The following is a 15,342-nucleotide window of genomic DNA, read 5'->3' as shown; positions in this document are numbered from 1 at the left end:
GGTTTTCACTGTTCAATGTGTACAAGGTGATCAGGAAATCGCTGGTCGGGCTGTGCAGAATGTTCGGTGGATCCGGGGGGTTTCACGAGTTCTGCGTATCGGCCCGGATCGGGCGAGTGCGCTGGTCAGGGCGGGGGTCGGTCGGAGGATTGCGGCCGTTCGGGTCGTTCGGGCCGTTCGGGTCGTTCGGGCCGCTCAGCCGGGCGGCCCGCACGGGACGAGGTGGCCGTCGAACCAGTCGCGGGCCAGCTCGGCGACCCGGTCCAGCGTTCCGGGCTCCTCGAAGAGGTGACCGGCGTGCGGGACCACCGCCAGCTCACTCTCGCAGCGCAGCCGCTCGCGCGCCCGCCGGTTCAGGTCGGTCACCGCCTCGTCCCGGCCGCCGACGATCAGCAGCGTCGGGGCGCGCACGGCCGCCAGCGCGCCCTCCCCGGCCAGGTCCGGGCGCCCGCCCCGGGAGACCACCGCGCCCACGCCGTCGCCCAGCCGGGCGGCCGTCCACAGCGCGGCGGCGGCCCCGGTGCTCGCGCCGAACAGGCCGAGCGGCAGGTACGGGCCCCCGTCGGCGCGGGCCTGCTCGGCCGGCAGCGCGCGGGCCACGTCCGTCAGCCGGCTGCCCAGCAGCTCGACGTCGAAGACGTTGCGCCGGTCCTCCTCCTCGTCCTCGGTGAGCAGGTCGAACAGGAAGGTGGCGAGCCCGGAGCGGTTCAGGAACTCGGCCACCCGGCGGTTGCGGGGGCTGTGGCGGCCGCTGCCGCTGCCGTGCGCGAACACCACGACGCCGCGGGCGCCGGCGGGGACCGTCAGCCGGCCGGTCAGCCGGACGCCGGCGGCGGGCAGCGTCAACTCGCGGTCGGACGCGGACGCCCCGCCGTCGGACCCCGCCCCGTCGTCGGACCCCGCCCCGGCGGCACGGGCCGCGGCGAGATGGCGCAGCACCTCCGCGTCCTCGGTCTGCGTGAAGTCCGCGTAGAACTCGCCGATCGCGAAGAACGGCGACGGCGTGCCCACGCACACCAGTTCGTCGGCGACCCCGCTCAGCCGCTCCGTCCAGTCCCGCGGCGCCACCGGCACGGCGAGCACCACCCGCGCCGCGCCGCGCGCCCGCACGATCAGGCAGGCCGCCCGGGCGGTCGAGCCGGTGGCGATGCCGTCGTCGACCACGACCACCGTCCGCCCGCGCAGGTCCACCGGCGGGCGCCCGCCCCGGTAGCGCCGCGCCCGGCGCTCCAGCTCCGCCCGCTCGCGGACCTCCACGGCGGCCAGCTGCTCCGGCGTCACCCCGGCGGGCCGCACCACCTGGTCGTTGATCACCCGCACCCCGTCCTCGCCGATCGCCCCCATGCCCAGCTCCGGCTGGTACGGGACGCCCAGCTTGCGGATCACGCAGATGTCCAGCGGCGCGCCGAGCGCGGCGGCGACCTCGGCGGCCACCGGGACACCGCCGCGCGGCAGGGCCACCACCACGGTGCCGGGGCCGCGCAGGTGGTCCAGCAGGGCGGCCAGCCGGCGGCCCGCGTCGGTGCGGTCGGAGAAGTGGGTACCGGTGGCGTGCATGGTTCGGCCTCCGTTCTCCACCGTACGTCGCCGGGGCGGCGCGTGGCGCGAACGGACCCGGGGGCCCCGGGGGCTCGGCGGGGGCGGTCCCGGGCGGGGCCGGGACGCGGATGGGTCCGGCCGCCCGTGCGTCCGGGACGGCGGGCGGTCCAGCGTGGTGCACACCGGCCCGGTGGTCGCTCCCTCAGCCACCGGGCCGGCCGACTCGACCCGCAGCCCCGCCGAAGGAGCCGACCTGTGTCCATCCCCCACCCCCAGCACCGTTCCGCCGTGACCGCGGCCTCCGCCGTGTCCGCGGCCTCCGCCGTGTCCGCGGCCTCCGCCGCTTCCCTCGGGTCCGCCGCGCCCGCGCCCGCGTCCGGGCCCGGCGCGCACGACCACGACCACGACCACGGCCTGCACGCCACCGGCGACCCGGTGAACGGCGCCCCCGCCACCGGCTGGACGGTCGCCACCGCCCTGCCGGTCAGCTACCGGGTCCGCTTCACCCCCGGCGTGCTGGACCCGGACAACCCGGCGCTCGCCGCGGCCGGCGGCCCGCCCGGACGCCGGCTCGTCGTCGTCGACGCCCGCGTCCACGAGCTGCACGGCGACCGCCTGCGCCGCTACCTCGACGCCAGGGGCGTCGCGTACGAGACGCACGTCCTGCTCGCCCACGAGCAGGTGAAGACCATGGACGCGGTGTTCCAGGTCGCCGACCGGATGGACTCCTTCGGGATCTCCCGCCGCGGCGAACCGGTGATCGCGGTCGGCGGCGGCGTGCTCACCGACGTCGTCGGCCTCGCCTGCAGCCTCTACCGCCGCTCCACCCCCTTCGTGCGCGTCCCGACCACGCTGATCGGCCTGGTCGACGCGGGCGTCGGCGCCAAGACCGGCGTCAACCACGGCCGCCACAAGAACCGCCTGGGCACCTACCACCCCGCCGTCGACACCCTGCTCGACCCGGCCTTCCTCGCCACCCTGGACCGGCGCCACATCGGCAACGGCCTCGCCGAGATCCTCAAGATCGCGCTGATCAAGGACGCGGACCTGTTCGCCCTGCTGGAACGGCACGGCCGCGACCTGCTCGACACCGGCTTCCAGTCCCCGGGCGCCGGCGCCGCCGTCCTCGGCCGCGCCGTCCACGGCATGCTCCAGGAACTCCAGCCCAACCTCTGGGAGCACCGCCTGGAGCGCCTGATGGACTACGGCCACTCGTTCAGCCCGACGGTCGAGATGCGCGCGCTGCCCGAACTCCTGCACGGCGAGGCGGTCTGCGTCGACATGGCGCTCACCACCGTCGTCGCCCGGCGCCGCGGCCTGCTCGACGACGGGCAGACCGAACGGATCCTGCGGCTGATGCGCCGGCTCGAACTGCCCGTCTGGCACCCGCTGATGGAGCCGGTCACGCTCGGCGAGGCGCTCGCCGACACGGTCCGCCACCGCGACGGAAGGCAACGGCTGCCGCTGCCCCGCGGGATCGGCGCGGGCGTCTTCGTCGACGACCTCGACACGGCCGAACTCGCCGCCGCGGCCGGCCGGCTGCGCATCTGGTCGGCCGGCGAGGACGCCGGCGCGGCCGTGGGGAGTGGGACACGTGCGTAGCGCCGTCGTGATCGCCGACACCACCGCGCCCGCCGACGTCCACGGTGTGCACGGCGCGGCCGGGACCACCCAGTGGACCTGCCTCGCCCGCCGCGCCGGACTCACCGGCGACTGGGAGGCCGTCGAATGGGCTCGCGTCCCGGCCGGCGGGGTCAGCGGCGAACACCTGCACACCCGCACCCGCGAGGTGTACGTGCTGCTCACCGGGGAGGGCGAGGTCACCCTCGACGGCCGCCCGCACGCCGTCCGCGCCGGCGACGCCGTCCTGACGGCCGTCGGCACCCGGCACGGCCTGCGCAACACCGGGGCCGGGCCGCTGGAGTGGCTGGTGATCGAACTGCCCGCCGGACCGCCGGCCCCGGACCCCGGCCGCCGCGTCGGCAGCACCGTCGTCCGCGACCTGCGGCGCGCCGGCCCGCTCGACCCGTCCGCCGTCCTCGGCGGACCGCTGTGCCTGCTGCGGCACGTCGAACTCGCCACCGGCGAAGGCGACTTCCTGCTCGCGGACGGCGTCGAGCACACCGCCTTCGTGATCGGCGGCACCGGCCGCGCGGGCACCGGGGGCCTCCGGGTGCCGCTGCGCCCCGGCACGGCGTTCACCCTGCCGCTGGGCACCGCGCTCGACCTCGCGGCCGGCGCCGGCGGGCTCGTCTACCTGCACGCGGAACTCGTGCCGGGGGGCGGTGGGCCGCGATGATCGTCACCCCGACCGCCGGGCCCCGCCTGCTCGTCGGCCCCGGCGCCCAGCGGATCCGCACCCGCTGCCTCGCCCGCCGCGGCATGCTGCACAGCGAGTGCGAGGCCTTCGAACACGTCAGCCTCGGCCCGGGCGCCTGCTACGACCTCACCGGCCGCGACGCCACCGAGGCCGCCTGGTACGTGCTGCGCGGGCCCGTCGTCCTGGTCGACTGCCCGGACCAACCGCTGCGCCTGCTCCAGCGCGGCACCCTGCTGCTCGCGCCGCGCGGCGAATCCGTCCATCTGCACGGCGGCCCGCTCGGCGCGGACCTGCTCTGCCTGACCGTCCTGCCGGAACACGTGAGCACCGCCCTGCCGGAACGCCGCCCGGAGGCCGGCGGGCGGGCGACGCCGGCGGGCGGGCGGCGGTAGCGGCCGTACCGGAGGGGAACGGCCGTGCCGCCGGGGAACCGCGGTGCCGGGCAGGACGTCCCAGGCCGGCCCCGAGGCCGCCCCACGGCCGCCCCACCGCGCCCCGCGTCCCCGCCCGGACCGTCCCGGGCGCGGGCGCGGGACGCGGTGGGGGCCGGCGGCTCAGGCGGGCGGGGCGGTGGGCGGCGCAGCGTGGAGCCGTTCGAACGGTCCGGAGGGTCCGGGCGGTCCGGACGGCAGGAGGCCACCATGCGTCGCAGTGTCCGGCTCGACCGGCGGATCCAGGCCGGTGCCGCGCAGGTCTTCCTCGCGGTGCGCGCCGGCGAGCCGTCCTGGGCCGAACTCGGGGTGCGGCTCGCCGCGCTCGCGGCCGACCGGTTCCTCGTGGTGACCGACGGTACGGCGCCCGCCGACCAGGCGGCCCGCGTCCACGCGCTCGCCGCCGGGCTGGCGCCCACCACCGCGCACGACCTGCGCGACGGGCCGCCGGCCACCGCCCCCACCGGGGCCGGCCGCACCGTCGTCGTCGCCGTCGGCGGCGAGCGGGCCTGCGGGCTCCCGGCCGACGTCCGGGTGCCCACCGACCTGGCCGCCGCCTGCGGCCCCGCGCTGGCCCTGCACCGCCCCGTCCCCACCGCGCTGGTCTGGGTCCGGGCCGACCTGCTCGCCGCCCGCCCCGCCGGCCTGACCCGCGCCGGGATGGTCGCCGTCGTCCGCCATGTGCTCGCCGTCTGCCCCGCCCAGTACCCGATGCTCGCCGCCCTGCTCCACCCCGAGGCCCGCTACGACGCCTCGACGCTCACCGCGCTGCTCGCCCTGTGCGCCGACGCGCGCGCCGTCCTGGTGTGCTTCGACCCCGACGAGACCGGCCCCGCGCTGGCCCTCGGCTACGGCCGGAGCCTCGCCGCCGCCGTACGGGCCGTCGCCGGCCCCGCCCTCGCGCCCGGCGACGCCGAGGCGCTCGGCCTGCTGCTCGCCGCCCGGGTGGCGGTGCGCCTCGGCGTGGCGGCCGGGGCCACCGGCTGGGCCCACCGGGACCTGCTGGCCCGCAACGGCTCGGCGACCGCCCTGCCCGGCGGCGTCGACCCCGACCGGCTGACCGCCGCGCTGGTCGCCGCGACCGCGCCCGGGCTGCTGCTCCTCGCCGAGCCCGGCCGCCCGTACTGCGCCGACGGCAGGCTGCTCACCCCGGTGGACGCCGCGGTGCTGCGGGCCGCGGTGGAGGGACTGGGCGACCTCGCCGGGGCGGGCGTCCCGCGCAGCCGCACCGCCGCCGCCGGACCCGTCCGGGACCCGGTGGTCCCGGGTGCGCGGTGAGCCCTCGGGGACACGGCCCCGGGCCGTGGCCGGGCGGCGGCCGGGCCAGGTCCGGGAAGGGGTCGGGAGCGGGCCGGGCGCGGGTCGGGAACAGGACGGGACCGGGTTCCCGTGCGACCGGGACGACAGGCGGCACACCGTGGAGATCGGAAGCGGCCCCGAACGGACCGCAGGAGACCAGAAGGAGTTCCCGTCATGTCGGGCACCGTCATCACCGACCTCCGCCGACGCGGCGCCGTCGACCCCAGCCGGGTGCTGACCGGACCGCTGCGCGCCGTCGGACTGCAGTGGCTCGACCCGGGCCGCAGCGTCGAGATCACCGCCGAGGGCGTCGAGCGCGCGCTGTACATCACGGCGGGCTCGGGCACCGCCACGGTGCCGCAGGCCGAGGCCACTGCCGAGGCCACTGCCGAGGCCGGGCCCGGAAGCGAGGCGACGGCCGCCGACGCCGGAATCCCCCTGGTCGAGGGTACCGCCGTCACCCTGCCGCTCGGCGCGCACACCGTGTTCACCGCCGGCACCGCCGGACTGGAGTTCTTCCACGCGGTGCTCGCCGTCGCCGGCCACCCGGGCCGGGCCCGCGCCCACCCGGCGGCGGAGCGGCCGACCACCGAACGGCCGCGGACCGGGAGCCAGGAGAGCGAGTGTCCCGGGGCCGAGCGTCCCGGGGCCGAGCCTCCCGGGGCCGCGCGCCCCGGGGCCGCGCGTCCCGGCGCGGAACGTCCCGGCGCGGAACGTCCGGCCGCCGAGCCGGACGGCCGCACCGCCGACCACCACCCGGACCACCCCGAAACCCCTCCGAGTCAGAAGGGAGGCGAGACAAGGTGATCGTCACCACCGCGACGGCCTCGGCCGCCGTCATCCTCGGCCCGCACGGCGAGCGCGTGCGCGTGCGCTGCCTGGCGCGCCGCTCCATGCTCACCAGTGCCTGCGAGACCTTCGACCACCTGCGGCTCAGCCCCGGCGCCCACCACACACTGCCGGGACAGCCCGAGGGCGAGACCGTCCTGTTCGTGGCACGCGGCTCCCTGCTCGTCGGCCAGAACCACGACGAGCCGGACCACCTGGCCGCCGACGGCGATCTGCTGCTGGCGACCCGGGGCCGCGCGCTGCTCCTGGAGGCCGGCCCGCTGGGCGCCGAGGTGCTCTGCCTCGCCCTGGCCGCGCCCCGCCGCACCACCGGGACCAGGCGCTCCCTGGCCCGGCGGCGCGCCGAACGGCGGAGCCGGCCGTGACCGGCCCCGCCGAGGCCGCCGCCGCGACCCGCACCGAGGCCCCCGCCACCACGGCGGGGGCCGCCCTTGCCACGGCTCCCGCCCTCACGGCCCGGGCCACCACCGCCCGGGCCACCATGGCGGCGCTGCGGTTCGAGGCGCCGCACCGGGTGGCCCTCGCCCGGGTGCCCCGGCCGGGCCCGCCCGGACCGGACGCGGTCACCGTGCGCACCTCCCTGGTCGGCCTCTGCGGCACCGACCTCGAACTCCTCCACGGCACCGCCGCCTACCTGCGCGACGGGCGGGCCCGCTACCCGCTCGTCCCGGGCCACGAATGGTGCGGCACGGTCACCGAAGTCGGCCGCGACGTCGGCGAGTTCGCGCCCGGCGACCGGGTCGTCGGCCACACCATGGTGCACTGCGGCCTGTGCCGGATGTGCCGGCGCGGCCGCCGCCCGCTCTGCGAACGCCTCACCGAGGTCGGCCTCTACGGCCGCCAGGGCGCCGCCGCCGAGTACGTGGTGATGCCGGAACGCTCGCTGTCCCGGATCCCCGGCCGGGTGCCGGACCGGGCCGCCGTCCTCGTCGAACCGGCGGTGACCGTGGTGGCCGGCCTGGAACGGGCCCGCTGCCGGCTCGGTGACCGGGTGGTCGTCCTCGGCACCGGCACCATCGGCCTGCTCGCCGTCCAACTCGCCGCCCGACTGGGCGAGTCGGTCGACGCCGTGGGCATCGACCCGGCCGGGCGGCGGCTCGCGCTGCGCTGCGGCGCGCGCCGCGCCCTGAGCCCCGAGCGGGCGCGCGCCGAGGGCGTCGCCCGGTACGCGCTCGCCGTCGAGGCGTCGGGCGCGGCGCCGGCGTTCGCGCTCGGCCTCGACCTGCTCGAACCGGGCGGCCGGCTCGCCGTGATCGGCGTGGCCGGCGGCCCGTGCCCGGACTTCGACCCGGGCCGGCTCGCCCTGCGCGGGCTGGAGGTGATCGGCGTCCGGCACGGTCTGGACCACTACGACCGCACGCTGCGGCTGTTCCGCGACGGCGTGCTGACGGCCGAGCCGCTGATCGCCGCCGTGCTGGCGCCGGCCGCCGGACCGGAGGCGTTCCGGATGCTCGCGGGCGGCCGCAGCGGCCCGCCCAAGGTGCTCCTCGACTTCGGCCGCGCCGACGACCCGGCGCCCGTCCCGCCACCCGCCCTCCCCGAAGGAGATCCCGCGTGATCCTCGTACCCGCCGCCGTCCCCCGGACGGCCCCCGCGTTCCGGCGGCTGATCGACCCGCAGCACCTGCCGTCCGCGCACGGCGGGCTGACCGTCGAGACCCTGCCGCCCGGCGTCCGCGTCGAGCACCACCCCTCCCGGGTGGGCGAATGCGTGACGCTGGTGCTCTCCGGCGCGATCCGCTCCTCCGGGCGCGTGCTCGGCCCGGGCGAGGGCCTCTACCACCCGCCCGGCAGCTCCTGCGGACTCACCGCCCTGCCCGGCGCGCCCGCCGCCGTGCTGACCGTCCGGCCCCTCGCGGTGCCCGGCGACCGGCCCGCGCAGCGCCCCCACCCCGTCCCGCTCGCCCCGCCGAGGCCCGGCCTCCGGTCGCACGGCGACGCCACGGATCCGCCCGTCCCGGCGGTCCCGGCCGCGCGCGGCGGGGACGCCGATGCCGATACCGCTGTCGCCGGCGCGCCGATCGCCGGTTCGGCCGGCATGGCGGTGCGCTGGCTGGCCACCGACGAGACCGTCGGCGCCCACCGACTCACCGTCGCCGCCTCGGAGTTCGGCGCCGGCGGCAGCCACGACCTGCACCGCCACCCGCACGCGGACGAGTTCTTTCTCGTCCTCTCCGGCGGCGGCACCCACCTCACGGCGGCCACCGAGGTCCCGGTCCGCGCCGGCGACCTGGTGTTCGTCCCCGCCGGTGAGTGGCACGGCTTCCGGACCGGCCCGGCCGGCCCGACCGCCGCCCTCTACGGCTACCTGGGCGCGCCGAGCCTCGCCCGGGCCGGCTACGAAGTCCGCCCCGCCACCGTGCCGGAGGTGACCCGATGAGCGCCGCCGGACCGCACCACCGGCACCCCGGCGGCGGCGGGCCGCCGCCCACGGTGGCGGTCGTCACCGGGGCCAGCTCCGGCATCGGCCGGGCCACCGCCGTCGCCCTGGCCCGGGCCGGGCACGCGGTGGCGATCGGCTACCGCGCCGACCGCGCCGCCGCCCGCCGCACGGCCGAACTGGCCGGCGGGCGGACCATGCTGCTTCCGCTCGACCTCGCCGACCCGGCCGCCGCGGCGCGGGCCGTGCACACCGCCGCCGACCGGCTCGGCGGGATCGACATCCTGGTCAACTCCGCCGGGATCAACCACCGTTCACCCGTCCTGGAGGAGAACCTCGACGACTGGTGGCGGATCCTCGCGGTGGACCTCACCGGACCGTTCGCCTGCGCCCAGGCGGCCGCCCGCCGGATGGTCGGCCAGGGGCGCGGCGGGCGGATCGTCAACGTCACCTCCGTCCACGAGTTCACCCCGATCCTGGGCGGCTCCGCCTACTGCGCGGCCAAGGGCGCGCTGGGCGGACTCACCCGGGTGATGGCCCTGGAACTCGCCCCGTACGGGATCACCGTGAACGCGGTCAGCCCCGGTGAGACCGCCACCCGGATGAACGGCGTCCTCGACGACCGTGCCCTCGACGACTGTGCCGTCGGCGGCCGTGCCCTCGACGACCGTGTGGCCGGCGGCCGCGACCTCCGCGGCCGCGACCTCGGCGCACTTGCCCGGCCCGCCATCCCGGTGGGCCGGCCGGGCCGGGCGGCGGAGGTCGCCGCCGCCATCGTCCACCTGACCGGCCCGGACGCCGCCTACACCACCGGGGTCTCGCTCACCGTCGACGGCGGCCTCAGCCTGATGAGCGCGATCGCCAACCAGCGCGACGCCGCCCACGAACAGCCCTTCCCCGCGGAGGGATCCGGAAGGAGCGCCCGATGACCGGCATCCCCGGTGCGCGCGCCGTGCACCACGTCGCCTACACCGTCCCCGACCTCGACCAGGCGGTGGCGTTCTTCACCGACGTGCTCGGCGCGCGCCTGCTCTACCGCCTCGGGCCGGTCGCCGCGCCGCCCGGGGACGACGACTGGATGAACCGCCAACTCGGCGTCCACCGCTCGGCGGTGGCGCACATCGCGATGCTGCGCCTCGGCCCGGTCGGCAACCTGGAACTGTTCCAGTACAGCGCGCCGGACCAGCGCCGCGCGCTGCCCGCCAACAGCGACTGGGGCGGGCACCACCTCGCGATCGCCGTCGACGACGTGGACCGCGCCGTCGCCTACCTGCGGGGCCGGCCCGGCGTCGAGGTGCTGGGCGAACCGCAGACCATCACCGACGGCGGACCGATCGACGGCGACCGCTGGGTGTACTTCCGCACGCCCTGGGGCCTCCAGTTGGAAGTGCTCGCGATGCCGCCCGGCATGCCCTACGAACGGTCCACCCCCGACCGGCTGTTCACGCCCACGGAGCCATGGGACACGGGCGGCGCGCCGCCGGCCGGGGCCGGTCCGTCATGATCGAGACCACCGCCGCCGTGGTGCGGGAGACCGGCGGGCCGTTCCGCCCGGAGACCGTCCGGCTGGACGGGCCGCGCGCGGACGAGGTCCTGGTGCGGATCCACGCCGTCGGGATCTGCCACACCGACCTGAGCGTGCGGGCCGGCCGCACGCCCGCGCCGCTGCCCGCCGTCCTCGGCCACGAGGGCGCGGGCACCGTCGCGGCGGTCGGCGACGCCGTCACCCGGGTGCGGCCCGGCGACCGCGTCGTGCTGACCTTCGACTCCTGCGGCGCCTGCCCGCCCTGCCGGGCCGGGCTGCCGGTGCGCTGCGACCACTGGGCCGCGCTCAACCTGTTCGGCGGCTTCCGGCTGGACGGCAGCGCCACCGTGCACGGGACCGGCCGCCACCGCGGCGCCGCGCTGCACGGCCACTTCTTCGGCCAGTCCTCCTTCGCCGGGTACGCGCTCGCCGACGAGCGCAACGCCGTGCCCGTCACCGGGACGCCGGTGCCGTTCGAACTGCTGGCGCCGCTCGGCTGCGGGGTGCAGACCGGTGCGGGCGCCGTCCTCAATGTGCTGCGGCCCGAACCCGGCGACACCCTGGTCGTGTTCGGAGCGGGCGCGGTGGGGCTGGCCGCCGTCCTGGCGGCGCGCTCGACGCCGGTGGTGCGGATCGTCGCCGTCGACCTGCGCCCGGAGCGGCTCGCGCTGGCCCGGGAGCTCGGTGCCACCGACGTGGTGGACGCGGGCAGCGGGGACCCGGTGGCGGCGGTGCGCGACCTCACTGGCGGGCGCGGCGCGCGGCACGCGCTGGAGACCAGCGGCAGCGTCCGCGCGCTGCGGCAGGCGGTGGAGGCGCTGGCCGTCGGCGGGACCTGCGGGGTGGTGGGCGCGCCGCCGGCCGGTACCGAGGTGGGCCTGGACGTTCCCGGGCTGCTCGCCCGGGCGCCGCGGATCGTCGGGGTGAACCAGGGGGCGAGCGTGCCGGAGCGCTTCCTGCCCGTGCTGGTGGACCTGTTGCGGGCGGGACGGCTGCCGGTGGACCGGCTGGTGCGGACGTTCCCGTTCGCGGCGATCGAGGAGGCGGCCGCGGCGGCGGAGTCGGGGGAGGTGGTGAAGCCGGTGCTGATGCTGCCCTGAGCTGCGCGGACGGCCCGCCGTCGCGTCCGCCGTCCCGTTTCTGGGACCGGAACGGGACGGCGGGCCCATGTGCCCGGGGCGCTGCGCCGACCAGAGTGGAGTGCAGAGCGGTTGATCGGTTGGACCGCTCGGAGCTGAAGAATTTGGAGCACCATCCCATGGCAACGAACACGACCTCGAAGACGCTCGGCGTCGCGTCCGCGATCGTCGGTGTCGCCGCGGCCGCCGCGGTCATCAGGAGCGCCGTCGTCGGTGCGGTGGCCAAGTCGTCGGTCCCCGCCAAGACCCCTCCGGACACCGAGCGCCACTGCAGGCCGGGCGAGAAGGACTGCTGAGCCGGTCACCCACGATCGTCCAGCCTTGCCGTCCTGGTCCCGATCCTCCGCCCCCATCCCGCCCGCCCCCAGAGCCACCGGCTCCGGGGGCGGGCGGCGGTCCGGGCGGCGCCTTGGGGGGGGAACGGCTGACAACTGACAGATGACAGATAACAGCTGACAGGATCTGAAATCTGTCAGCTGTTATCTGTCATCTGAAATCTGTCAGTTGTCAATTGTCAGCCGTCGGCGCCCGGCCGTCCGCCCTCCGCGCCGCGTCCCTGCGAGGGGTGGCGCGGGAGGACTGCCAGCACCTGGGTCCCGCTCTCCCGCGGAAGCCGGTCGACGGTGCAGTGCCCGCCGATCTCGGCCGCCCGGTCCGCCATCGACCGCAGGCCGACCCCGGCCGTCGAATCCACGCCCGCCCCGTCCGCCTCGCCCGTGCCGGTGCCCGTGCCGGTGCCGGTGCCGGTGCCGGTGCCCGTGTCCGTGTCCGTGGTGAGGACGGGGGCGGCCGGGAACAGGCCGAGGCCGATCCCGTCGTCCTGGACGGTCAGCGTCAGGTTCGACTCGTCCACCCTGAGCGCCACTTGGGCGTGCCGGGCGCGGGCGTGCCGCAGCACGTTGTTCAGCGCCTCGGCGGTGATCCGGTACGCGGCCACCTCGACGGCGGCCGGCAGCTCCGGCAGCGGGTCCGGCTGCAGCGCGGCGCTGACGGCGAGCCCGTCGCTGCTGAACGAGGACGCCAGGTGCTGGACGGCCCGGGTGAGGCCGAACTCGCCGAGCGGCGCCGGTCCGAGGCGGTCGGTGATCCGCCGCACCTCCTTGATCGTCATCGCCAGGTCGCCCGAGACGCCCCGTAGCGTCTGCGCGATCGCCTCCGGCCCCGCCTCGCCGCCGACTGTCCCGCCGGCCCCCGCCGCCCCGGCCGCCGAGGCCGCGTTGTCGACCCGCAGCCGCAGCCCGGCCAGCGCCGGGCCGAGCCCGTCGTGGATGTCCCGCCGCAGCCACCGCCGCTCCTCCTCGCGCGCCGCGACGATCTGCTCCCGGCTGGCCTGCAGGTCCTCCTGCAGCCGCAGCGAGGCGACGGCCGGCGAGGCCTGGTCCGCGAGCGAGCGCAGGATGTCGACGTCACTGGCGTCCAGCCGCTCCTCACCCGAACGCAGCCCGACCGTCAACTCCCCGATCACCGAACCGTTGTGGACCAGTTCGAAGCCCTGGACCGGCCCGTCGAGGCGCCCCACCGCCGCCAGCGACCGGCGCCCGGCCCGGGTGGTGACGGCCAACGCCACCCCCGGCAGCCGCAGCTCCTCCGCGACGGCGGTGCAGAGCGCGGACGGCAGCCGCTCCGGCTCGACCACCTGCCGGACCTGCCCGGCCAGCGTCCGCAGCACCTGGTAGGGCTGGGCGCGGTCGCCGTAGTAGAGCCGGTCCACCACGCCCACGGCCCACCGGGCGGCCCGCGGCAGGCCCGCACCCAGCGCGAAGACCAGGGCGATCAGCACCAGCGCGGCGGCGCCTCGGCCCGGCACCAGCCACCCGGACAGCACCGCCGCGCACCCCACGAACAGCACGGTGAGCCCGGTCGCGAGCAGCAGCCCGATCAGGACGGACCGGGCCGCCCGGTCCAGCCGCCACCCGCCGTCGCGCACCACCAGGAAGGCCACGGCCACCGCCCACACCGCGCCGGCCGCCGTGAACAGCGAGTAGCTCAGCCAGTACGCGTACTGGAAGTTGCGGTCGTAGTAGTCCTCCATGCCCGCCCAAAGCAGGTAGGCGCCCAGCATCCCGGCCACGTACGCGCGCCGCCGGGGCGCGCTGCGCCGCAGCAGCCGCACCAGCAGCACGGTGGCGGCGATGCCGATCAGCAGGTAGTTGGTCGTGTCGTAGAGACCGCCGAGGCGGTCGGACACGGAGCCGAGGAAGTCCGCGGGGGCGCTGTCGGCGAGCGGGTTGGGACGCCCGAAGACGGTCGGGCGGTCCAGGTAGGACATCGTGTCCGGGATCACCCAGAGGGTGACGGCACCGATGTACCACCACCACCGGCGGGTGGTGAGCCGGCCGGCCGGCAGCCAGAGCGGCAGCACGTAGAACAGGGTCACGCCGACGGTGTCGCACACCGCGCGCACCACCGCCACCGCGCCCACGATCCCGGGGTCGGAGACCTCCACCCACACGGGCGCGGCCGTCGCGCTCGGCAGGATGGACGTCAGCGCGTAGAGGAGCATCACCCAACCGAGCGGACTTCCCGGCCGGTGGGCGTGCAGCAGCATCCCCGCCGCCGCCGTCGGCAGCGCGTAGAGCAGGATGGCCAGCTGGTCCCGGGGCCCCTCGATGCCCGGGGCGCCGAGATGCACCAGGACGTAGCAGACCCAGAGGGTGGCGACCGCGAGGCAGAGCACGGTGACCGTGGCGGCGGCGGTCAGCCGGCGCTGCGCGGCGGTGCGGCGCGGCAGGGGCCCGGCGGGCGTGTGCGGCCGGGGACGGAAGGGGATCACCGTGGTCATGGCACCGCCTAGGGACGGGTGGGGAGGGCCCACCGACGACCGGACGCCGTCCCGGGCGCACTGAGTCCAGTTTCGGCCTCCCGCCGTCCCGGGCGCATGGGGCAGCGGTCTTGTCCGCGGCGGCCGCGCGGCGCCCGGCCCGCCGCGCCCCGCCGTCACCGGCCCGGCCAGGCTCCCCGCCGCACACCTCTCCGCACACCCCGTCACCAGGCCTGTCACGGAAAGTCACACCCATATCGCTGGTAGTGTCGGCCAGGTGGATGAAGAGCAGCCCGCCGAAGACCCGCAGCAGCCGGAAGCCCCGCCGGAGGAGGACCCGGCGGCCACGCCCGTGCGGGTCCTGATCGTCGACGACCACCCGCTGTTCCGGGAGGGGCTGAAGGCCGCCCTCGAGAGCGCCGAGGGCATCGTCGTCGTCGCCGAGGCGGAGCGCGCCGGCGACGTCCCGGAGGCGGTCGCCCGCCACCGCCCCGACGTCGTCGTGATGGACCTCTCGCTGCCGGACGGCTCCGGCCTGGAGGCCACCCGCCGGCTCTCCCTCGACCAGCCCGCCCCTCCGGTGCTGATGCTCACCATGGCCGACGACGACGGCAGCCTGCTCGCCGCCCTCCAGGCCGGGGCCCGCGGCTACCTGGTGAAGGGCGCCGGCCGCGAGGAGGTGCTGCACGCCGTGCGCACGGTCGCGGCCGGCGGCGCGGTGTTCGGCGCGGATGTCGCCGAGCGGATCACCACGCTGCTCGCCGGGGCCCGGGTGCGCGAGGCCGGCCAGCTCTTCCCGGCGCTCACCGCCCGCGAGGCCGAGGTCCTCGACCTGGTGGCGCGCGGCCTGGACAACCGCCGGATCGCCCGCGAACTGGTGGTCGCGGAGAAGACGGTCCGCAACCACGTCACCCACATCTTCGAGAAGCTGCACGTCGCGACCCGCGCGGAGGCCGTCGCCCGGGCCCGTGACATGGGACTCGGCGACGGCTGACCCGCACCCCCGCGGGTCATCCGCCGCCACCCCCGGCCGGGCCGGGGCCGGGACCGGACCGCCGTCCCGCGCCGCCGGGACGGCAGGACACGCAGGATGCGGGGGA

15 protein-coding genes are annotated in these 15,342 nt (G+C 77.4%); 13 read left to right on the top strand and 2 right to left on the bottom strand.

What is annotated here, in order from left to right; genetic code table 11:
* Positions 1 to 195 precede the first annotated feature (195 nt).
* Entirely contained in the window at positions 196 to 1,557 is a 1,362-nt protein-coding gene (locus ABTX81_RS11915) for a phosphoribosyltransferase family protein (protein ID WP_350543425.1), read from the bottom strand.
* A gap of 237 nt (positions 1,558 to 1,794) precedes the next feature.
* Between ABTX81_RS11915 and ABTX81_RS11910 the strand changes: the two genes are divergently transcribed.
* The 12 genes from ABTX81_RS11910 (at position 1,795) to ABTX81_RS11855 (ending at position 11,777) form a co-directional block, all read left to right on the top strand.
* Positions 1,795 to 3,141 (top strand): sedoheptulose 7-phosphate cyclase, encoded by a 1,347-nt coding sequence (locus tag ABTX81_RS11910; RefSeq protein WP_350543423.1) that lies wholly within the window; start codon positions 1,795 to 1,797, stop codon positions 3,139 to 3,141.
* Positions 3,134 to 3,838 (top strand): cupin domain-containing protein, encoded by a 705-nt coding sequence (locus ABTX81_RS11905; RefSeq protein ID WP_350543421.1) that lies wholly within the window; start codon positions 3,134 to 3,136, stop codon positions 3,836 to 3,838. The genes ABTX81_RS11910 and ABTX81_RS11905 overlap by 8 nt, the downstream gene beginning before the upstream one ends.
* Positions 3,835 to 4,251: a hypothetical protein gene (locus ABTX81_RS11900; RefSeq protein ID WP_350543419.1), complete on the top strand. Its 417-nt coding sequence runs from the start codon at positions 3,835 to 3,837 to the stop codon at positions 4,249 to 4,251. Before ABTX81_RS11905 ends, ABTX81_RS11900 begins: the two co-directional genes overlap by 4 nt.
* A gap of 249 nt (positions 4,252 to 4,500) precedes the next feature.
* Positions 4,501 to 5,568, top strand: a complete 1,068-nt coding sequence (locus tag ABTX81_RS11895) for a dehydroquinate synthase/iron-containing alcohol dehydrogenase family protein (protein WP_350543417.1) — start codon at positions 4,501 to 4,503, stop codon at positions 5,566 to 5,568.
* A 195-nt stretch (positions 5,569 to 5,763) separates the two neighbouring features.
* Positions 5,764 to 6,396 (top strand): hypothetical protein, encoded by a 633-nt coding sequence (locus ABTX81_RS11890; protein ID WP_350543415.1) that lies wholly within the window; start codon positions 5,764 to 5,766, stop codon positions 6,394 to 6,396.
* Positions 6,393 to 6,803 (top strand): pirin family protein, encoded by a 411-nt coding sequence (locus ABTX81_RS11885; protein ID WP_350543413.1) that lies wholly within the window; start codon positions 6,393 to 6,395, stop codon positions 6,801 to 6,803. The genes ABTX81_RS11890 and ABTX81_RS11885 overlap by 4 nt, the downstream gene beginning before the upstream one ends.
* Positions 6,800 to 7,996 (top strand): zinc-dependent alcohol dehydrogenase, encoded by a 1,197-nt coding sequence (locus tag ABTX81_RS11880; protein ID WP_350543411.1) that lies wholly within the window; start codon positions 6,800 to 6,802, stop codon positions 7,994 to 7,996. Before ABTX81_RS11885 ends, ABTX81_RS11880 begins: the two co-directional genes overlap by 4 nt.
* Positions 7,993 to 8,817 (top strand): cupin domain-containing protein, encoded by an 825-nt coding sequence (locus ABTX81_RS11875; RefSeq protein WP_350543409.1) that lies wholly within the window; start codon positions 7,993 to 7,995, stop codon positions 8,815 to 8,817. Before ABTX81_RS11880 ends, ABTX81_RS11875 begins: the two co-directional genes overlap by 4 nt.
* Complete coding sequence (locus tag ABTX81_RS11870; RefSeq protein ID WP_350543407.1) at positions 8,814 to 9,746, top strand: SDR family oxidoreductase; 933 nt, start codon at positions 8,814 to 8,816, stop codon at positions 9,744 to 9,746. The genes ABTX81_RS11875 and ABTX81_RS11870 overlap by 4 nt, the downstream gene beginning before the upstream one ends.
* Positions 9,743 to 10,321 carry a VOC family protein gene (locus ABTX81_RS11865; protein ID WP_350543406.1) on the top strand — a complete coding sequence of 193 codons (579 nt, stop codon included), beginning with the start codon at positions 9,743 to 9,745 and terminating at the stop codon, positions 10,319 to 10,321. Before ABTX81_RS11870 ends, ABTX81_RS11865 begins: the two co-directional genes overlap by 4 nt.
* On the top strand, positions 10,318 to 11,442 hold the full coding sequence (locus ABTX81_RS11860) for an NAD(P)-dependent alcohol dehydrogenase (RefSeq protein ID WP_350543404.1): 1,125 nt from the start codon (positions 10,318 to 10,320) through the stop codon (positions 11,440 to 11,442). The genes ABTX81_RS11865 and ABTX81_RS11860 overlap by 4 nt, the downstream gene beginning before the upstream one ends.
* Before the next feature lie 158 nt (positions 11,443 to 11,600).
* Entirely contained in the window at positions 11,601 to 11,777 is a 177-nt protein-coding gene (locus tag ABTX81_RS11855) for a hypothetical protein (protein WP_350543402.1), read from the top strand.
* Between the two features lie 218 nt (positions 11,778 to 11,995).
* On the opposite strand, the gene ABTX81_RS11850 is transcribed toward ABTX81_RS11855, so the two are convergent.
* Complete coding sequence (locus ABTX81_RS11850) at positions 11,996 to 14,263, bottom strand: sensor histidine kinase (protein ID WP_350543400.1); 2,268 nt, start codon at positions 14,261 to 14,263, stop codon at positions 11,996 to 11,998.
* Between the two features lie 331 nt (positions 14,264 to 14,594).
* Between ABTX81_RS11850 and ABTX81_RS11845 the strand changes: the two genes are divergently transcribed.
* Positions 14,595 to 15,236, top strand: coding sequence for a response regulator (locus tag ABTX81_RS11845; RefSeq protein ID WP_350543698.1), 642 nt, complete (start codon positions 14,595 to 14,597; stop codon positions 15,234 to 15,236).
* The last annotated feature ends 106 nt before the right edge of the window (positions 15,237 to 15,342 follow it).

It is taken from the genome of Kitasatospora sp. NPDC097605 (assembly GCF_040302725.1).
GTDB lineage: Bacteria > Actinomycetota > Actinomycetes > Streptomycetales > Streptomycetaceae > Kitasatospora.
This window is presented reverse-complemented; position numbering and strand designations above follow the sequence as displayed.

Excerpts from the sequence above, each read along its gene's own strand:
- ABTX81_RS11915 (WP_350543425.1), bottom strand. The coding sequence starts at position 1,557 with ATGCACGCCACCGGTACCCACTTCTCCGACCGCACCGACGCGGGCCGC.
- ABTX81_RS11900 (WP_350543419.1), top strand. The coding sequence starts at position 3,835 with ATGATCGTCACCCCGACCGCCGGGCCCCGCCTGCTCGTCGGCCCCGGC.
- ABTX81_RS11895 (WP_350543417.1), top strand. The coding sequence starts at position 4,501 with ATGCGTCGCAGTGTCCGGCTCGACCGGCGGATCCAGGCCGGTGCCGCG.
- ABTX81_RS11890 (WP_350543415.1), top strand. The coding sequence starts at position 5,764 with ATGTCGGGCACCGTCATCACCGACCTCCGCCGACGCGGCGCCGTCGAC.
- ABTX81_RS11870 (WP_350543407.1), top strand. The coding sequence starts at position 8,814 with ATGAGCGCCGCCGGACCGCACCACCGGCACCCCGGCGGCGGCGGGCCG.
- ABTX81_RS11865 (WP_350543406.1), top strand. The coding sequence starts at position 9,743 with ATGACCGGCATCCCCGGTGCGCGCGCCGTGCACCACGTCGCCTACACC.
- ABTX81_RS11860 (WP_350543404.1), top strand. The coding sequence starts at position 10,318 with ATGATCGAGACCACCGCCGCCGTGGTGCGGGAGACCGGCGGGCCGTTC.
- ABTX81_RS11855 (WP_350543402.1), top strand. The coding sequence starts at position 11,601 with ATGGCAACGAACACGACCTCGAAGACGCTCGGCGTCGCGTCCGCGATC.
- ABTX81_RS11850 (WP_350543400.1), bottom strand. The coding sequence starts at position 14,263 with ATGACCACGGTGATCCCCTTCCGTCCCCGGCCGCACACGCCCGCCGGG.